Annotated in this window: 14 protein-coding genes and 6 tRNA genes; 7 read left to right on the plus strand and 13 right to left on the minus strand. The window is 29.6% G+C overall.

What is annotated here, in order from left to right:
- Nucleotides 1-86 precede the first annotated feature (86 nt).
- Nucleotides 87-1,829: a M24B family metallopeptidase gene (locus tag OCV55_RS11875; protein WP_147580722.1), complete on the plus strand. Its 1,743-nt coding sequence runs from the start codon at nucleotides 87-89 to the stop codon at nucleotides 1,827-1,829.
- A 127-nt stretch (nucleotides 1,830-1,956) separates the two neighbouring features.
- Nucleotides 1,957-3,063 carry a 5-methyltetrahydropteroyltriglutamate--homocysteine S-methyltransferase gene (locus OCV55_RS11880; RefSeq protein ID WP_147580723.1) on the plus strand — a complete coding sequence of 369 codons (1,107 nt, stop codon included), beginning with the start codon at nucleotides 1,957-1,959 and terminating at the stop codon, nucleotides 3,061-3,063.
- Between the two features lie 25 nt (nucleotides 3,064-3,088).
- Here OCV55_RS11880 and OCV55_RS11885 read toward each other — a convergent pair whose 3' ends face one another.
- The 6 genes from OCV55_RS11885 to OCV55_RS11910 are packed head-to-tail and all read right to left on the minus strand — an operon-like array spanning nucleotide 3,089 to nucleotide 8,854.
- Nucleotides 3,089-3,607, minus strand: coding sequence for an ATP cone domain-containing protein (locus tag OCV55_RS11885; protein WP_022002304.1), 519 nt, complete (start codon nucleotides 3,605-3,607; stop codon nucleotides 3,089-3,091).
- A gap of 50 nt (nucleotides 3,608-3,657) precedes the next feature.
- Nucleotides 3,658-5,280, minus strand: coding sequence for a B12-binding domain-containing radical SAM protein (locus OCV55_RS11890; RefSeq protein ID WP_147580724.1), 1,623 nt, complete (start codon nucleotides 5,278-5,280; stop codon nucleotides 3,658-3,660).
- A 39-nt stretch (nucleotides 5,281-5,319) separates the two neighbouring features.
- Complete coding sequence (locus OCV55_RS11895; RefSeq protein ID WP_147580725.1) at nucleotides 5,320-6,576, minus strand: M15 family metallopeptidase; 1,257 nt, start codon at nucleotides 6,574-6,576, stop codon at nucleotides 5,320-5,322.
- 50 nt (nucleotides 6,577-6,626) lie between these two features.
- Complete coding sequence (locus OCV55_RS11900; protein ID WP_022002307.1) at nucleotides 6,627-7,184, minus strand: Fe-S-containing hydro-lyase; 558 nt, start codon at nucleotides 7,182-7,184, stop codon at nucleotides 6,627-6,629.
- Nucleotides 7,181-8,026 carry a fumarate hydratase gene (locus OCV55_RS11905; RefSeq protein WP_032089649.1) on the minus strand — a complete coding sequence of 282 codons (846 nt, stop codon included), beginning with the start codon at nucleotides 8,024-8,026 and terminating at the stop codon, nucleotides 7,181-7,183. Before OCV55_RS11905 ends, OCV55_RS11900 begins: the two co-directional genes overlap by 4 nt.
- A gap of 9 nt (nucleotides 8,027-8,035) precedes the next feature.
- Nucleotides 8,036-8,854, minus strand: a complete 819-nt coding sequence (locus OCV55_RS11910; RefSeq protein WP_147580726.1) for a MurR/RpiR family transcriptional regulator — start codon at nucleotides 8,852-8,854, stop codon at nucleotides 8,036-8,038.
- Nucleotides 8,855-9,131: 277 nt separating this feature from the next.
- Here OCV55_RS11910 and mscL point away from each other — a divergent pair, with 277 nt between their 5' ends.
- Complete coding sequence (gene mscL, locus OCV55_RS11915) at nucleotides 9,132-9,575, plus strand: large conductance mechanosensitive channel protein MscL (protein ID WP_147580727.1); 444 nt, start codon at nucleotides 9,132-9,134, stop codon at nucleotides 9,573-9,575.
- A gap of 48 nt (nucleotides 9,576-9,623) precedes the next feature.
- On the opposite strand, the gene OCV55_RS11920 is transcribed toward mscL, so the two are convergent.
- The 7 genes from OCV55_RS11920 to OCV55_RS11950 form a co-directional block, all read right to left on the minus strand.
- Nucleotides 9,624-10,061 (minus strand): hypothetical protein, encoded by a 438-nt coding sequence (locus OCV55_RS11920; protein ID WP_147580728.1) that lies wholly within the window; start codon nucleotides 10,059-10,061, stop codon nucleotides 9,624-9,626.
- A gap of 84 nt (nucleotides 10,062-10,145) precedes the next feature.
- Nucleotides 10,146-10,229: transfer RNA gene (locus OCV55_RS11925), tRNA-Leu, on the minus strand.
- 7 nt (nucleotides 10,230-10,236) lie between these two features.
- A tRNA-Lys gene (locus OCV55_RS11930) sits at nucleotides 10,237-10,312 on the minus strand.
- A gap of 6 nt (nucleotides 10,313-10,318) precedes the next feature.
- Nucleotides 10,319-10,394, minus strand: a tRNA-Thr gene (locus tag OCV55_RS11935).
- Between the two features lie 11 nt (nucleotides 10,395-10,405).
- Nucleotides 10,406-10,481 (minus strand) — tRNA-Val (locus OCV55_RS11940).
- A 5-nt stretch (nucleotides 10,482-10,486) separates the two neighbouring features.
- Nucleotides 10,487-10,562: transfer RNA gene (locus OCV55_RS11945), tRNA-Glu, on the minus strand.
- Between the two features lie 3 nt (nucleotides 10,563-10,565).
- A tRNA-Asn gene (locus OCV55_RS11950) sits at nucleotides 10,566-10,641 on the minus strand.
- 177 nt (nucleotides 10,642-10,818) lie between these two features.
- On the opposite strand from OCV55_RS11950, the gene OCV55_RS11955 reads away from it, so the two are divergent.
- From OCV55_RS11955 to OCV55_RS11970, 4 genes are all read left to right on the plus strand, one after another.
- Entirely contained in the window at nucleotides 10,819-11,073 is a 255-nt protein-coding gene (locus tag OCV55_RS11955; protein WP_147580729.1) for a hypothetical protein, read from the plus strand.
- 11 nt (nucleotides 11,074-11,084) lie between these two features.
- Nucleotides 11,085-11,939 carry a DegV family protein gene (locus OCV55_RS11960; RefSeq protein WP_147580730.1) on the plus strand — a complete coding sequence of 285 codons (855 nt, stop codon included), beginning with the start codon at nucleotides 11,085-11,087 and terminating at the stop codon, nucleotides 11,937-11,939.
- Nucleotides 11,940-11,952: 13 nt separating this feature from the next.
- Complete coding sequence (locus OCV55_RS11965) at nucleotides 11,953-12,939, plus strand: dipeptidase (protein ID WP_147580739.1); 987 nt, start codon at nucleotides 11,953-11,955, stop codon at nucleotides 12,937-12,939.
- A gap of 102 nt (nucleotides 12,940-13,041) precedes the next feature.
- A complete protein-coding gene (locus tag OCV55_RS11970) occupies nucleotides 13,042-16,209 on the plus strand; it encodes a DEAD/DEAH box helicase (protein WP_147580731.1) in 3,168 nt (1,055 codons plus the stop codon).
- Nucleotides 16,210-16,211: the final 2 nt, after the last annotated feature.

Genomic DNA, 16,211 nt, shown 5'->3' on the forward strand with positions numbered 1-16,211 from the left:
AAGATTCCTTCCTAATTTTTTATTCATCTCTAAGTCTTTTCATTCTTGAAGGTAAATGTTAAAATGAAAGAACTTAGGAGGTCATTATGATAAATCAAAGAATTACAAAATTAAGACAACTTATGAAAGAAAGAGGAATCGATCTTTATATCATTCCAACCAGCGATTTTCACCAAAGTGAATACGTAGGAAGTTACTTTGAAGCTCGTCATTATATGTCTGGATTTAGCGGTTCAGCTGGAACTCTTATCGTAAGAGAAGATGAAGCTTATTTATGGACAGACGGTCGTTATTTTATTCAAGCAGAAAAAGAACTTGCCGGTAGTTGTATCCAATTAATGAAAATGCGTACACCGGGTGTTCCTACTATTAAAGAATATATTGAAAAATATCCAGAAGCAACCATTGGTTTTGATGGACGCGTGATGCCTTATAATCAATGTCTTTTCACAAATACCATTCAAGCCAATGAAGATCTTGTAGATCTTATTTGGCAAGAGCGTCCTGAACTTTCCCATGAAGAAATTTATTTATATGATACAAAATATTGTGGTGTTTCTAGAAAAGAAAAATTAGAAATCATTAGAGAAAAAATGAAAGATGCGAAATATCATTTAGTGACAACTTTAGATGATATTGCTTGGATCTTTAATATTCGCGGTAATGATGTTTTATGCAACCCTGTTGCTTTAGCTTATGCTTTAATTGAAAAAGAAAAAGCAAATCTTTATTTAAGAAAAGAAGCGGTAAGTCAAGAAGTCATTGATGAATTATTAAAAGACCAAATTGAAGTTAAAGATTATTTTGATATTTATGAAGATATTAAACATATTGAAGGAAAAGTATTATTAGATACTAAATCTGTTAACTATGCTTTAGTAAGTCATATTCATCAAGAAAATATCATTGATCAAACAAACCCAAGTCAATTACTTAAATCAATTAAAAACGAAACAGAAATCAAAGCAACTAAAGATGCTCATTTACATGATGGTATTGCTGTTACTAAATTTATGTATTGGTTAAAAACAAATATAGGAAAGATGGAAATGGATGAACTTTCTATTTCGAATAAACTTTTAGAATATCGCAAACAACAACCAAATTTCAAAGATATTTCCTTTACAACAATCTGTGCTTATCGTGAAAATGCTGCTTTAATGCATTATCATCCAACAGAAAAACAATATTCTAAAGTAGAAGCTTCACATCTATTATTAATTGATAGTGGTGGACAATATCTTACAGGAACAACAGATATCACTAGAACATTCGTTTTAGGTGAAATGACTCCAGAAGAAAGAAAAGATTTCACAATTGCTTTAAAAGCAATGTTCAGATTACAAAATGCTCATTTTATCCAAGATGTTACAACAGGAGCAAACCTAGACATCCTTGCTCGTGGTGTGATTTATGACTATGATTTAGATTATCGTTGTGGAACAGGGCATGGTGTTGGTCATTTCTTAAATGTTCATGAAGGACCTAATGGACTTCGTCCAAAAAGCTTATATGGTCATGAAGCATGTATCGTTCCAGGAATGATTACAACAGATGAACCAGGTGTTTATGTAGAAGGTAGTCATGGTATTAGACATGAAAATGAACTTTTATGTGTAAAACATACTGAAAATGAATATGGTACTTTCTTAAAATTTGAACCGATCACTTATGTTCCATTTGATATTGAAGGTTTAGATTTAAATTATTTATCAAACCATGAAATTGCTTCTATTAATGAATATCAACAATATGCCTTCGATCATATTAAAGATGCCTTAACTCAAGAAGAAAAAGATTGGTACTTAAATAACTTATTTATTAAATAACAAGAGAAATCTTGTTATTTTTTTAAAGCCGATATAGCTTTAAGCTATATCAAACAGTGAAAAATATGTATTTTACAATATCACTTATGTTTTTTATACTTTTAGTAACAACAAGGAGGAAGTAAAAATGAACGCACCTTATAAATATGATATTGTTGGAAGTTTTTTAAGAGATAAAGAAATTAAACAAGCAAGAGAAGATTTTTCCTTAGGAAAAATCAATCAAAGTCAATTAGAAGAAATTGAAAATAAATCAATTGAAAATCTTGTTAATGAAGAAAAAGCTGTTGGTTTAAAAGCTGTTACTGATGGTGAATTTCGAAGAGCTTTTTGGCATTTAGATTTTCTATGGGATTTAAAAGGCGTAGAAAAAGTAGCCGTCGAACATTTTTCAATTGCCTTTAAAGGACATCAACCAAAAAGTCAAACTTTAGAAATTGTGGATAAAATCGATTTTCCCGAAGATCACCCATTTTTAAAACATTTTAAATTCATGCAAAGAGTATCTAGAGAAACAGAAGTTAAACAATGTATCCCTTCTCCTTCAATGCTTCATTTAATTTGTTGTATTAGAGAAGAAAATTATCAACCTATTGAAAGATATCAAGATGATGATGTTTTATTAAAAGATATCGCCTATGCTTATCAAAAAGCAATCAAAGCTTTTTATAATGCTGGATGCCGTTATCTTCAATTAGATGATACTTCATGGGGAGAATTTTGTTCAAAAGAAAAAAGAGAAGCTTACAAAGCAAGAGGAATTGATGTAGATGAACTTGCTAAAAAATATGTTGATATGATCAATCTCGCATTAGAAGCTAAACCTGATGATATGGTTATTACAATGCATATTTGTAGAGGTAACTTTAGATCAACATGGTTTACTTCAGGGGGATATGAACCAGTTGCAAAAACTTTATTTGGGAATTGTCATGTTGATGGTTTCTTCTTAGAATATGATAGTGAACGTGCTGGTGGATTTGAACCTCTTCGCTATATTCAAAATCAAAAAGTTGTCTTAGGTCTTGTGACTTCTAAAGATGCTAAACTTGAAAACAAAGATGAAATTATTAAACGTATTCGTGAAGCAGAAAAATATGTTCCATTAAATCAATTAGCACTGTCTCCACAATGTGGTTTTGCTTCAACAGAAGAAGGAAACTTACTTACTAAAGAAGAACAATGGAATAAAGTCAAACTTGTTAAAGAAATCGCTGAAGAAGTTTGGCAATAATAAAAGGAACTTTTCGTTCCTTTTATTATTTTATAACTGATTTTAATGTTTCATCTGTCATTGCAAAAGTTTCTGATACTTTTTGATAGATGATTTCTTCATCAATATTCAATTCTTTTAAAAGCTTAAAAACCTTTTTTAAATCCTCTTTTCTTGTTTTATCCATTGCATCATTCATTAAGTTTTCAAAAACATCAAACAAATTAATATCATCACTGGATTCATTTTCAATACTTTCTAACAAAATCGATTTCATATCACGAGAACGACTTCTTTTATCACGATATAAAATATAAGCCTTTGCTACTCTTACATAGCCTTCTTCAATTAAAATTTCTTCAACTGTATCTTGAACAAGTTCTACTGTTGGTAAAGTACTTTCTTTTTCTTCTAATCTTTTTTCTACATCATGAGCAATAGCATATACTTTCTTTAATTCTACTTTATCAAAACATGCACTAAAGGCTTTATAAAGCGCTCCAGCAATCTTGTCTACTTCAAAGTCAACTAAACGCCCATCTCTTTTTCTAATACTTTTAATCATACAAAGCCTCCTATCTATCTATAGTATAATGAAATTTTTATTTAATTTCATTAGATATGATATTTTTCTACATGGACTTGATAATTTTTATAAATTACTAAAATATAATCTTCTTTTAATTTTTCAACAATCCCATATCTAAAGACATCTTCTTGATTTAATTGATACTTTTCTATTAATCGATGTTTGATTTCTTTTTCGTTATCAATTCTTGTCTTCCACCATTTTTTAGGTTTGACTTTAGATAATCTTAAATAGTCTTCTATTAATTCATCTTCATATTGTTCTTTTAAATAAAGATTGATATATTGGAATAATTCATCTAATTGAAAACCAAAGAATTTAAACTGTTGAGCTTGGTAAAATTCACCCAAATCTAAAAAGAAATAAAATGGTGACTTACATTGTCTTAAGACTTTATTCATTGTTATTGGCATTTTTCCTGAATTCCAATATTTTTGTAACATATCTTCAGCTAAATGTATTTTTTCAATATCTTCTTTAGATAAATCATGACTCTCTATTAATTCATAAGGAGCATGTTTTTCATAAATATAACCATATTTATTAGCTTCTTTTCTTAAACTTGTTCCTCTTAAAAGTTTTAAGAACCCTAATTGTAATTCCTTAGGATATAATCTAAAAACATCATCAAATGATTTTGAGAATCTTTGTAAGTTCTCTAGTGGCAATCCTGCAATTAAATCTAAATGAAAATCTATTTTATGATTTTGTTGGAGTTGTCGAATAACATCACATAGACGTTCAAAGTTTTGATATCTTTGAACAACTTTATTTGTTGGTTCATAAGTTGATTGGATACCGATTTCAAATCTAAGTAAACCATCAGGTGCTTCTTCATTAATAAAATCAATAATTCTTTGATCTAAAACATCCCCATTAATTTCAAATTGTAATTGTACTCCTGGATGGCAGTTTTTAAAAACAAAGTCTAATATTTCTAAAGCATGTTCTGTTTTAGCGTTAAACGAGCGATCTAAAAGCTTAATTACTTTGACATCTGTATTTAAGATTGCTTTTAATTGTTGTTTTAAATAATCCATTGAAAAGAATCTTAATCCTTTTTCTAATGAAGATAAACAATATTGACATTGATAAGGACATCCTCTACTTGTTTCAAAATATAAGATCCTATTTTTCATATCTTTCATGTCTCTTTCTAATAAATAAGGAGACTCTAACGTTTCTAAATAACTTAAATCAACTGGTGGAATCAAGCGTGGATCTCGATGTTCTTTCATACTAATACCTTGAAGCTTGACTTCTTCATTATTTTCCAAAGCTGTCAATAATTGATTTAAAGCAACTTCCCCTTCACCTGCCATAATATAGTCAATTTCAAACTCATCTAAAAAATGATCAATTTCATAAGTTACTTCAGGTCCACCAATAATAATCTTTAACTCAGGTTTTCTTTCTTTTAATAAATGACATAATTTTTGAATATGATCTACATTCCAAATATAGACACTTAAACAAAGAATATCTAAATCCATTGATAAAAGATCATCTACGATATGATTTAAATCATCTTTAATGGTATATTCTTTAAAATCAATATCATGATCATCTTTACAAGCTACATAAAGAAGTCTTAACGCTAATGATTTATGGATAAATTTTGAATTTAATGTTGTGATTAATGTTTTCATAATAACTCTATATAAAAATCTAGAGAAAACTCTAGATTTTTAATCTTTCTTAAATTTTGGAATAACGTTTTTATATAAACAATACTCTTCTAACGTCCAGTTTTGATCTTTAATTTCCTTAGCCACTTTTTTACCTACATAACGTAAATGCCATGGTTCATGAGAAATTCCTGTAATACCATCCGTTCCTTCTGTAAAACGAACAATAAATCCATATTTTGCACAGTTTTCAACAACCCATTTATATTCTGTTGTATCCCCAAAGACAAGTCTTTGTTTATCAACGACACTTTGAGAAGTCATATCAATACCAAGTCCTGTTTGATGTTCACTTGCTCCTGGAGTAGCTACATATTCAGCAGCATAAGCACCACCATATTTTTGTTCAGTTTCTTGATAGATTTTTTCTTGTTCTTCATATGAACGATAACCACTATTTAATAATAAATACATACCTTCTTTTTTAGCATCTTTGATCATTTTAACTAAAGCTTCGGCTGCAACTTTTCTAAGTTGTGGATGATCGCATGTCGGCGCTACATATTCACTATCTAATTCTACTAAATCTTTTGGTTCATAATCATTTAAATAGAATCCTTTTTTTACAAGAGTTAAATAATCATCTGGATTGGCAATATTATATTTAGCTTTTGTTTGACCATTACTTGAAACAATAAATGGATAATTAACAATATTAACGGCATAATTATAATCTTTAACAGTATTATATTGTGTCATATAATCATTGATTTTCTTTAAATCATATCCTTTTACTTTTCTAAAAGGAGCTGTTTGACTATTTGTAAGTTTATTGTCTATTAAAAATTGAAGATCACTTTTACCAGCACCATCTTTTAACATTGACCAAATTGTTTTTTCACTATAACCCATTGATTTTAATGAAGGCACTTGATTTTCAAAAATATAATTAACAACATCAACGATATCTTCATAATTCATATCTTTATGTAAAGAATAGAATTGTTCATATTCATCATAAAGAGCTACCTTATTTGAATTATCGATCCATTTTAAAATATGTTTCATCTCATCATGTGATAACAATTCTTTTTCTTCATCATTATCAAATGAGCTCACTAACTCACTTGTTGTTGACCAAGAGTAACCTTTCATCAAAAATTGAATTCTATTAAAATTAAAATAAATAATAATTCCTAAAATAACAACCACTGCTGCAATTACAGCAATCACAGTACGTCCTACTTTTAAACGTCTTCTTGAACTACTATAAGAACTGTAATAACTATAATCTGTTTTTTTCTTAAATAATCCCATTTCTTTTTTTCACCTCTATTAATGTATCGCTATTATAGAAAATATAGATACTACTTACAATCCTTTTTTAAATAGTTTTTTCTACCAATTTCATATAAATCATTTCCTAAATGATCAATCACTACAACTAATGGCATATTTTTAACTTTTAACTTACGAATTGCTTCCGGTCCTAAATCGTCAAAAGCAATCACTTCACATTCTTCTATACATGAAGACATCATCGCTCCAGCACCACCAATAGCACCAAAATAAACGCCATGATAGTCAACAATGGCTTTTTTAACTGCATCACTTCGATACCCTTTACCAATCATCGCATGTAAGCCAAGTTTAATAAGTCTAGGTGAATAAGCATCCATTCTTCCTGAAGTGGTTGGTCCACCACTGCCAAATACTTGACCTGGTTTTGAAGGTGTTGGGCCAACATAAAAAATCGTTTGATCTTGGATATTGAAAGGCAGTTCTTTTCCTTCATCCAATAATTGAATCAATCTTTTATGAGCAGCATCTCTTCCTGTATAAATCGTTCCACTTAAAAAAACTTCATCTCCAGCTTTTAGCTGTTTAATTTTATCAACTGTTAATGGTGTTTCTAAATAAATCATAGTGAAACCTCCTTATGACGTGAAACATGACAACAAATACTAACAGCGACTGGCATCCCTGCAATATGTGTAGGGAAAGTTTCAATATTTAAAGAAAGAGCTGTTGTCTTTCCTCCATAACCAGCAGGACCAATTCCTGTTTCATTGATCATTTGTAATAATTCATCTTCTAAAGAAGCATATCTTTGATCTGGATGATGACTTCCAATTTCACGAATCATGGCCTTTTTAGCAAGCATTGCCACTTTATCAAAAGAACCTCCAATACCTACACCAATAACCATTGGTGGGCAGGCATTTGGTCCTGCGTCATTGACAACTTTCATCACAAAATCCTTAATACCTTGAAGTCCATCACTTGGTTTTAACATCTTAATTTGGCTCATATTTTCTGAACCAAATCCTTTAGGCGCTAAAGTAATATGAAAAGTATCCCCCTCAACAATATCATAATAAATAATTGCTGGAGTATTATCTTTTGTATTAGTACGTTCAAACAAAGGATCTTTAACAACTGATTTTCTTAAATACCCTTCTGTATATCCTTGTCTTACTCCTTCTTGAATTGCTTCATTTAAACTGCCACCTGTAATATGTACTTCTTGTCCCATTGTCACATAAACAAAAGCCATTCCTGTATCTTGACAAATAGGCATTTGTTTTTCTTGTGCCAACTTTGCATTATCCATTAATACTTGTAATGTTTTTTTGGCAAGTGCACTATCTTCTTCATCATGTTTTTGTGATAATGCTTTTTCAACATCTTGAGGTAAAATAGTTGCTGCTTCTATACACATTTTTTTAATTGCATCTGTAATTGTTGAACATGTTATCTCTCTCATATGTATCTCCTATTCAATAATATTATCTTTTACATCAGGATAATAAATAGAATAATATCTAAGTGACATTAATTCCATTGTTGTAAGTAAATTATGTTTACCTGTTTTTTTATATTTTGAATCACCTATTTCAATAATATAATTTGGTTCAAAACCAAAATCAAAGCTCTTATCATTGGTAATCACAACAACTTTCGCATTTGATTTTTTAATATATGAAATCATCTTTTGACTCCCATTAAAAATATGACCACTTACTGTTAAAATAATAGCTACACTATTTTCATCTAACTCCTTAGCACATTGAAGCTGACTTGTTTGTTCCATATAAGCCATTGTGAACTTCTCTAACATCAATAAATCAGTTTGAAAATGTAAAGCAACTGAATGTGAAAACTGTGTTCCAAAAAAAGCTACGTTATCACTATCATGAATCAGTTTTAAAACCTCATCGATTACATTCCAATCTAAATAAGAAGAAAGTTGACTTAAAGATGTACAAATTTGTTGACTATAATAAGTTGTACTTTCTTCTGGATGATCTTTCATCATATCTAAAGGAACATTAATTAAATTATTAAACTTTCTTGATGTTGAACTAAACCACGCACACTCTTGTTTTAAATGAGCATAATTTTCATAACCAAGTGTTCTACAAAAACGAGAAATGGTTGCTGGAGACACAAAACATTCGCTCGCAAGTTTAGAAATTCCCATATGAGCTACTTCTGAAATATGATGTGCCATATACCAGGCAATGTTATAATTTGTATCTGTTTCATTGGCGCTATCTAAATATATTAATAATCTATAAAATAAATTTTTCATGTCATCCTCCCCTATTCTACAATATTATACACTAAATTCATCTTTATGCTTATATAAATTTGTGATAACAAATCACATATTTTTTTACATTTGTAACTTTTTTTAACTGTTTTTTATTTATATATTAAATCTGTAGAAAGAAAATAGATTTTACTATTCATATTCCCTCTATTATCTTTCTATATTATTCTTATCCTCCCAAATAAGAATAACATAAAAGGCATCTTGATGTCTTTTTTTCTTTTTCTTATAATAAAGAAAAAGGAGATCAATAATAATGTTAAAAGAATTCAAAGAATTTGCCTTAAAAGGCAACATGATTGATTTAGCTGTTGGGGTTATTATCGGTGGTGCTTTTAATTCATTAGTCACTTCTCTTGTAGAAAACATCATTATGCCTATTTTAAGTTTAGTTACAGGTAAGATTGATTTTTCTAATCTATTTATTGCTTTAGATGGAAATACATACAAAACATTAGCTGCTGCTCAAGCAGCAGGAGCATCTACTGTTAATTATGGTTTATTTATTACTGGTTTACTTAATTTTCTTATCATGGCTTTTGTTATCTTTATGATTGTTAAAACGATGAACAAATTAAGAACTAAAACAGAAAAAACTGTAGAAGAAAAACCAACAAAGAAGATTTGTCCTTATTGTCAAAGTGAAATCTCTATCAAAGCATCTCGTTGCCCACACTGTACAAGCCAATTAGAAAACTAAAATAGCTTTCTGTAATGTCGTTCATTACAAAAAGCTATTTTTTTATTATTATTTAATTTTAGCATTTATCGCAAAATCAAGTTTTGTTTCAATATCATAATTTTCTTCTTTGCCTGCAAATGTCGTGGCTTTTCCATAATAGTGCATGATTGTTTTTCCATTTTTTACAGATAAATCAAGTTGAATATCACTGCTTTGATAAGCTTCTTTTAAAAGTGAACATATTCCTTCATGTTGAAACTGAATTTCCACAATTTGTAATTCTATTTCAGGAGCCATTTCAATACCATGTCGTGTAGTATAAATTATTTGTGGTGCTTCTATTTTTAAATTATTCCCGGCTGTGCTTTCACTTACCTGAATATTGATTTCAGGATGACTAGCACACCATTTATAATAGCCAAAACCACAAAGAGTAATCACTAAAACAAATAAAAGGATATAAAGGTAAATCTTTTTGATTTTAAACGTTACATATTGTTTCATTGTTTCACCTACCTATTTATTTGATTATAGCATAGATGTTCTATATAAAACAAAAAACATCGATTACTCGATGTCTCTTACATTTGGTGCGGGCGACAGGAATCGAACCTGCACGCCGAAGGCGCTAGATCCTAAGTCTAGTGCGTCTGCCAGTTCCGCCACGCCCGCATTGAAATGGTGACCCGCAGGCGACTCGAACGCCTGACCCTCTGATTAAAAGTCAGATGCTCTACCAACTGAGCTAGCGGGTCAAAATATGGTGCCGGCTAAAGGACTTGAACCCTCAACCTACTGATTACAAGTCAGTTGCTCTACCAATTGAGCTAAGCCGGCATTTAAAAAAATGGTGGAGGTTAACGGGCTCGAACCGCTGACCCTCTGCTTGTAAGGCAGATGCTCTCCCAACTGAGCTAAACCTCCAAAAATGGTGACTCGTACGGGATTCGAACCCGTGAATGCATGCGTGAAAGGCATGTGAGTTAACCGTTTCTCCAACGAGCCACATGGCGCTTGAAGTAGGACTCGAACCTACGACCGATCGGTTAACAGCCGATTGCTCTACCAACTGAGCTATTCAAGCAACTTAACAGTGCTCATTTATATTAGCATCCTTTTTCTAATAAATCAACCCTTTTTTATAATTTTTTTAAAAAAATTTCATTTTATCTCAAAAATCGCTTCTTCTTGTAATATTATATATCATTCTATATTTGATTAATGGTATAATTATATAAACATATAATATAAGGAGGATCCTATGGACCAACAAAGAGAACAAGCAAGTCAAATCGCACATGAATTTATTATTTATCAAGAAAGTGAACAAGCAGATATTGATGCAAAAGATCATCAATTCGATGCTTTATGGCAAAGTATATATGATGTATGTAAACTTATTAAATTTGGAATAATAGAAGATATTACTGAAGAAGAATTTGAGGAAGCCTACGCTTGGTTAAAAACCACTCAATCTCTTACAGAAGATTATCAAGAATTCGAATTAGAATTTTAAGGAGATCAAAAATGGAAAAATATTTAATTGTGACAGACACAACAAGTGCAATGGATCAAGAAATTGCACAAAAAAACGGAATCGAACTTATTTCATTAAGTGTCATCGTTGATGGCCATGAATATAAAGATCAAGTCGATATTTCAACTAAACAACTTTATGACTATTTAAGAGATGGTAAAATTCCTTCAACAAGTCAGCCAAATACAGGTTATCTTGTTGAACAAATGGAAAAATGGCAAGAAGAAGATTATGAAGCAATCATTATTATTACCTGCTCTGCAGATTTATCAGGAACAAACAACGGTTTCCATCTTGCTAAAGATACCATTGGTTTAGATAATGTTTATATTTATGATAGTCGCCAAGTAGGTGCTCCTGTTATGGATATGGCTATTTGTGCAAAACAACTTGCAGATGAAGGAAAAACTGTTGATGAAATTTTTGCTGCTTTAGAAGAAAAAACAAATCATTCTTTTTCGTTCCTTTATCCAGATAACTTTAAACAACTTTCACGTAGTGGAAGATTATCACCGATGGCAGCCAGAATGGCATCGATGTTAAAAATCAAAGCTTTGCTTTGTTTAGATGAACAAGGTAAAGCCGTTGATAAATATACAATGTCTAGAACTGAAGTAAAAATTTTAAAATCGATTGTTGATAAATTCCATGAATTAGGTGTTAACGCTAAACAACACAAGATTTATATTTCACACGCTGATAATGAAATTTTTGCTAAAAAAGCAAAATTATTATTTCAAACAACCTTCCATGGTATTGATGTAGAAATCAATTATTTGCCTGCTGTTTTAACATGCCATGGTGGTCTTGCTTGTTGTGCAATTCATGCTACATATAAAATTTAAGGAGTGATTAATGATGAAAGTTGTTGATATGCATTGTGACACCATTTTAAAACTTTATGATGATTTACATCACGGTAAAGAAGGTTCTTTATTAGAAAATGACGGTCATATTGATTTAAAGAAAATGCAAAAAGGAGATTATTTACTTCAAAACTTTGCGATGTTTGTCGATTTAAGTGAAAATCCTCAACCTTTTTTAAAAGCAAATCAACTCATTAACTATTATTATCATGAAATAGAAAAATATCCTGAACTCATTAAACCTGTCTTTTGTTATCAAGATATTATTGATCATCAACAAGCAGGTATCATGTCTTCTCTTCTAACATTAGAAGAAGGTGCTGTTGTAGAAAATGATTTATCACTACTTGAACATTATTATAGATTAGGCGTTAGAATGATTACTTTGACATGGAATCATGTAAATGGCATTGGACACCCTAACCTTTCTAATATTTCTTGTTATGAAGATATGTTTAAAATCAATGATCACGATGGTTTAACACCTTTTGGTTTACAATATATTAAAGAAATGGAACGTTTAGGAATCATTATTGACGTTTCTCATTTAAGTGATGCTGGATTTTATGATGTTTATCATCATACAACAAAACCTTTCGTTGCCTCTCATAGTAACGCTCGTCAAGTATGTGGTGTCGCTAGAAATATGTCAGATGACATGATTTTAAAACTTGCTAGTCGTGGAGGTGTTATGGGAATCAACTTCTGTAGTGATTTTTTAACTACCGAAGGTACTCATCAAACAAGTTATGTTAAGGATATGGTTCAACATATTTTATATATCAAAAATCTTGCAGGTATTGATTGTATTGGTTTAGGAAGTGACTTTGATGGTATTGGATCCAAGCTTGAAATGAAGGATGCAAGTGGTTATCAAATGTTATATGGTGCTTTAATTGAAGCTGGATTATCTATTGAAGAAATTGAAAAGATTTTTTATAAAAATGTCTTACGTGTTTATAAAGCAGTTTTGAAATAGGATTGGAAACAATCCTATTTTTAAAAAAACAAAAAAATGCGTATCTCTATCTCATCATTTTAGAAAAATAATGTTATAATAGCTAAATGGGAGGGACTACTTATGTATATTAAAGATGATGAAATTAATAAGTATTTTAATGAGCCCAATTGGAAAGTAGCTCATAACTTATTTCAACATAATACAATATCTAACATGTCTGTTATTAAAGATGGTCAAATTTACCAAATCGTAGGAAGTACTAATGTTAATGGTAAAATTGATACTGCTACAATTCAAGTTGATACAGGAGGACATATCCTCGAATTTAACTGTGATTGTAATCACTGTAAGCCTAATGAACTGGCATGTGGACATATAGGTGCTATTTTATTAAAATTTTACGGTCTTGAAGCAAGTGATTTACCTTATTCTTTCAATCAAAAAGGAAATTACGCTGATCAATTACAAGCACTTCAAGCAAAAAAAGAAGCCGCACATTTAAAAGAACAAGCTAATTTAACTTTTTCATTAATTGAACAATATAAAAATCAACATCGTTTACATCAATTACAACTTAATCAACACATTCATTTAATACCACAAGTAAAAAGTACTTTTAATCGATTAAGTTTATCTTATAAGATTGCTAGCGATAGAAGTTATACAATTAAAAATTTAAATACTTTTATTCAAAATGTAAAAGCAAACGAAATTGTTGAATATGGAAATGCTTTAGTTACCGATCATAACTCTAAAGCCTTTGATAGTTCTTCATTAAAACAAATTCGTTTTATTAAAGAATATTTTCATTTAAAAGATGATGATCGTAGTATTAGAATCACATCAGACAATATTGATGATTTTTTTCTAACACATTATGATAATTTAGATATCAACATTAACTTTACAACAATTGATTTACAAAACTTCATTTTAGAAATCCAAAAAGATGAAGATTACACAACTATCAAATACAAAGAACCTGATGGTATTACTATCATCGGTCATCAATATATCTATTATTTCGATCACTATACCCTTAATAGATATTCAAAAGAATGTAGTGATGCGCTAAGACCTTTACTTACACATTTAGAAAATAATTCACTTACAATTCCAAATAACGAATTACCACGTTTTTCTAAATATATCATTGATTCTGTTGTTCCTTATGTCGAATTTACAGGAGATGATATCGATGAATATCTACCTATGGATATTTCTTTATTAATTTATGTCGATTTAAATAACAACAACGAATTATCTGTTACATTAGATTATCGAGATGATCAAGGAAATACAATCTTAGAAAACCCTAAAGATCTAGTACTTCCATTAAAATTAGATGGCGTTATTCAAACACTACAAAAATACCTAGAATATGATGAAATCACACAAATGTATTATCTTTATAATGAAGAAGATATTTATGATTTCATTACTCGTGTTTTACCTTCACTTAATAATGATTGTGAAATTTATATTAGTGAAGAAATCAAACAAATGAATAAACCTAAAAATATGAAATTAAATATCGGTGTTCGTTTACAAAATGATTTATTAAAAATCGATATTAATAGTATCAACGTTGATAAAGAAGAAATTAAAGATATTTTATATGCTTATCAACACAAAAAGAATTATCATCGTTTAAAAAATGGGGAATTTATTAATTTAGATGATGATAGTATCAAAGATTTAGATTTATTGTTTAATGATTTAAATATTGAATATAACGATTTAAAAGATGGTGAAGTTGAAGTTGATAAATATCATTCACTTTATTTAGAAAACTTTATGAACAGTTCATCATTACATTTCAACAGAGATCAACATTTCCAAGACTTGATTTCTCATATTGAAGAAAAAGATCCTGAAGATATTCAAGTTCCACAAAATTATTCTAAGATTTTAAGAGACTATCAAGTTCAAGGATTTAAATGGTTAAAAACAATGTCAGAATATGGCTTCGGTGGTATCTTAGCTGATGATATGGGGCTTGGTAAAACATTACAAGTCATGACATTGATTGAAGATGGTATCGGTGAAAATCATGTCAGTCTCGTTGTTGCTCCTGCAACCTTGATTTATAACTGGCAAGATGAAATCAAAAAATTCTCAAAGAAATTGAAAACAGTTTGTATTACTGGAAATATTGCTCAAAGAAAGAAATTAATTGAAAGCATTCCAGAATATGATGTTGTTATTACTTCATATGATTATATTCGTAGAGATTATGAATTATATAAAGATTATCAATTCTATTATTTTATTTTAGATGAAGCTCAATATATCAAAAATCAAAGTACAAAGAATGCCCAAACTGTTAAATTAATTAATGGTAAATATCGTTTCGCTTTAACAGGTACTCCAATTGAAAATAGTTTAGCAGAATTATGGTCAATCTTTGATTTCTTGATGCCTCAATATTTATATAATTATCATCATTTCAAAGAAACTTACGAAATACCAATCATAAAAAATGAAGACCAACAAAAACAAGCAAAACTTAAGCAATTAGTTGAACCATTTATTTTAAGAAGAACAAAGAAAGATGTTTTAACAGAATTACCAGACAAGATTGAAAACAATGTCATTATTCCTTTTACACCAGAGGAAGAAAAAGTATATCTTGCTAACTTATCAACAATTAATAGTGAATTACAAAGTGCTATTCAGGTAAATCATATTGATAAGATCCAAATCCTTGCAATGATGACAAGACTTCGTCAATTATGTTGTGATCAACGTATTTTATATAAAGATATTATTGAACCAAGTTCTAAACTTAAAGCTTGTATGGATATTATTGAAACAGCAAAAGAAAATAATCAAAAAGTCTTACTATTCTCTTCTTTTACTAAATCATTAGATTTAATCGAAGCTGAATTACGTAAAAAAGATATTTCTTATTATGTTTTAACTGGTTCAACAACAAAAATCAAAAGGCATCAACTTGTTAATGCCTTCCAAAACGATCAAACAACTGTCTTTTTAATCAGTTTAAAAGCAGGTGGTACTGGTCTTAACTTAACAAGTGCTTCTACCGTTATTCACTATGATCCATGGTGGAATATGTCTGCACAAAATCAAGCAACAGATAGAGCTTATCGTATTGGACAAACAAATAATGTTCAAGTTTATAAATTGATTATGAAAAATTCAATTGAAGAAAAGATTCAAAAACTTCAAGAACAAAAACAAGATTTATCGAATATGTTTATTGAAAACAATAATGGTTCTATTACCCAAATGTCTACTGCAGATATTATTGATTTATTTAAATAAAG

The sequence above is a fragment of the [Clostridium] ammoniilyticum genome (assembly GCF_025566905.1).
Classification (GTDB): Bacteria; Bacillota_I; Bacilli_A; order Erysipelotrichales; family Coprobacillaceae; genus Faecalibacillus; species Faecalibacillus intestinalis.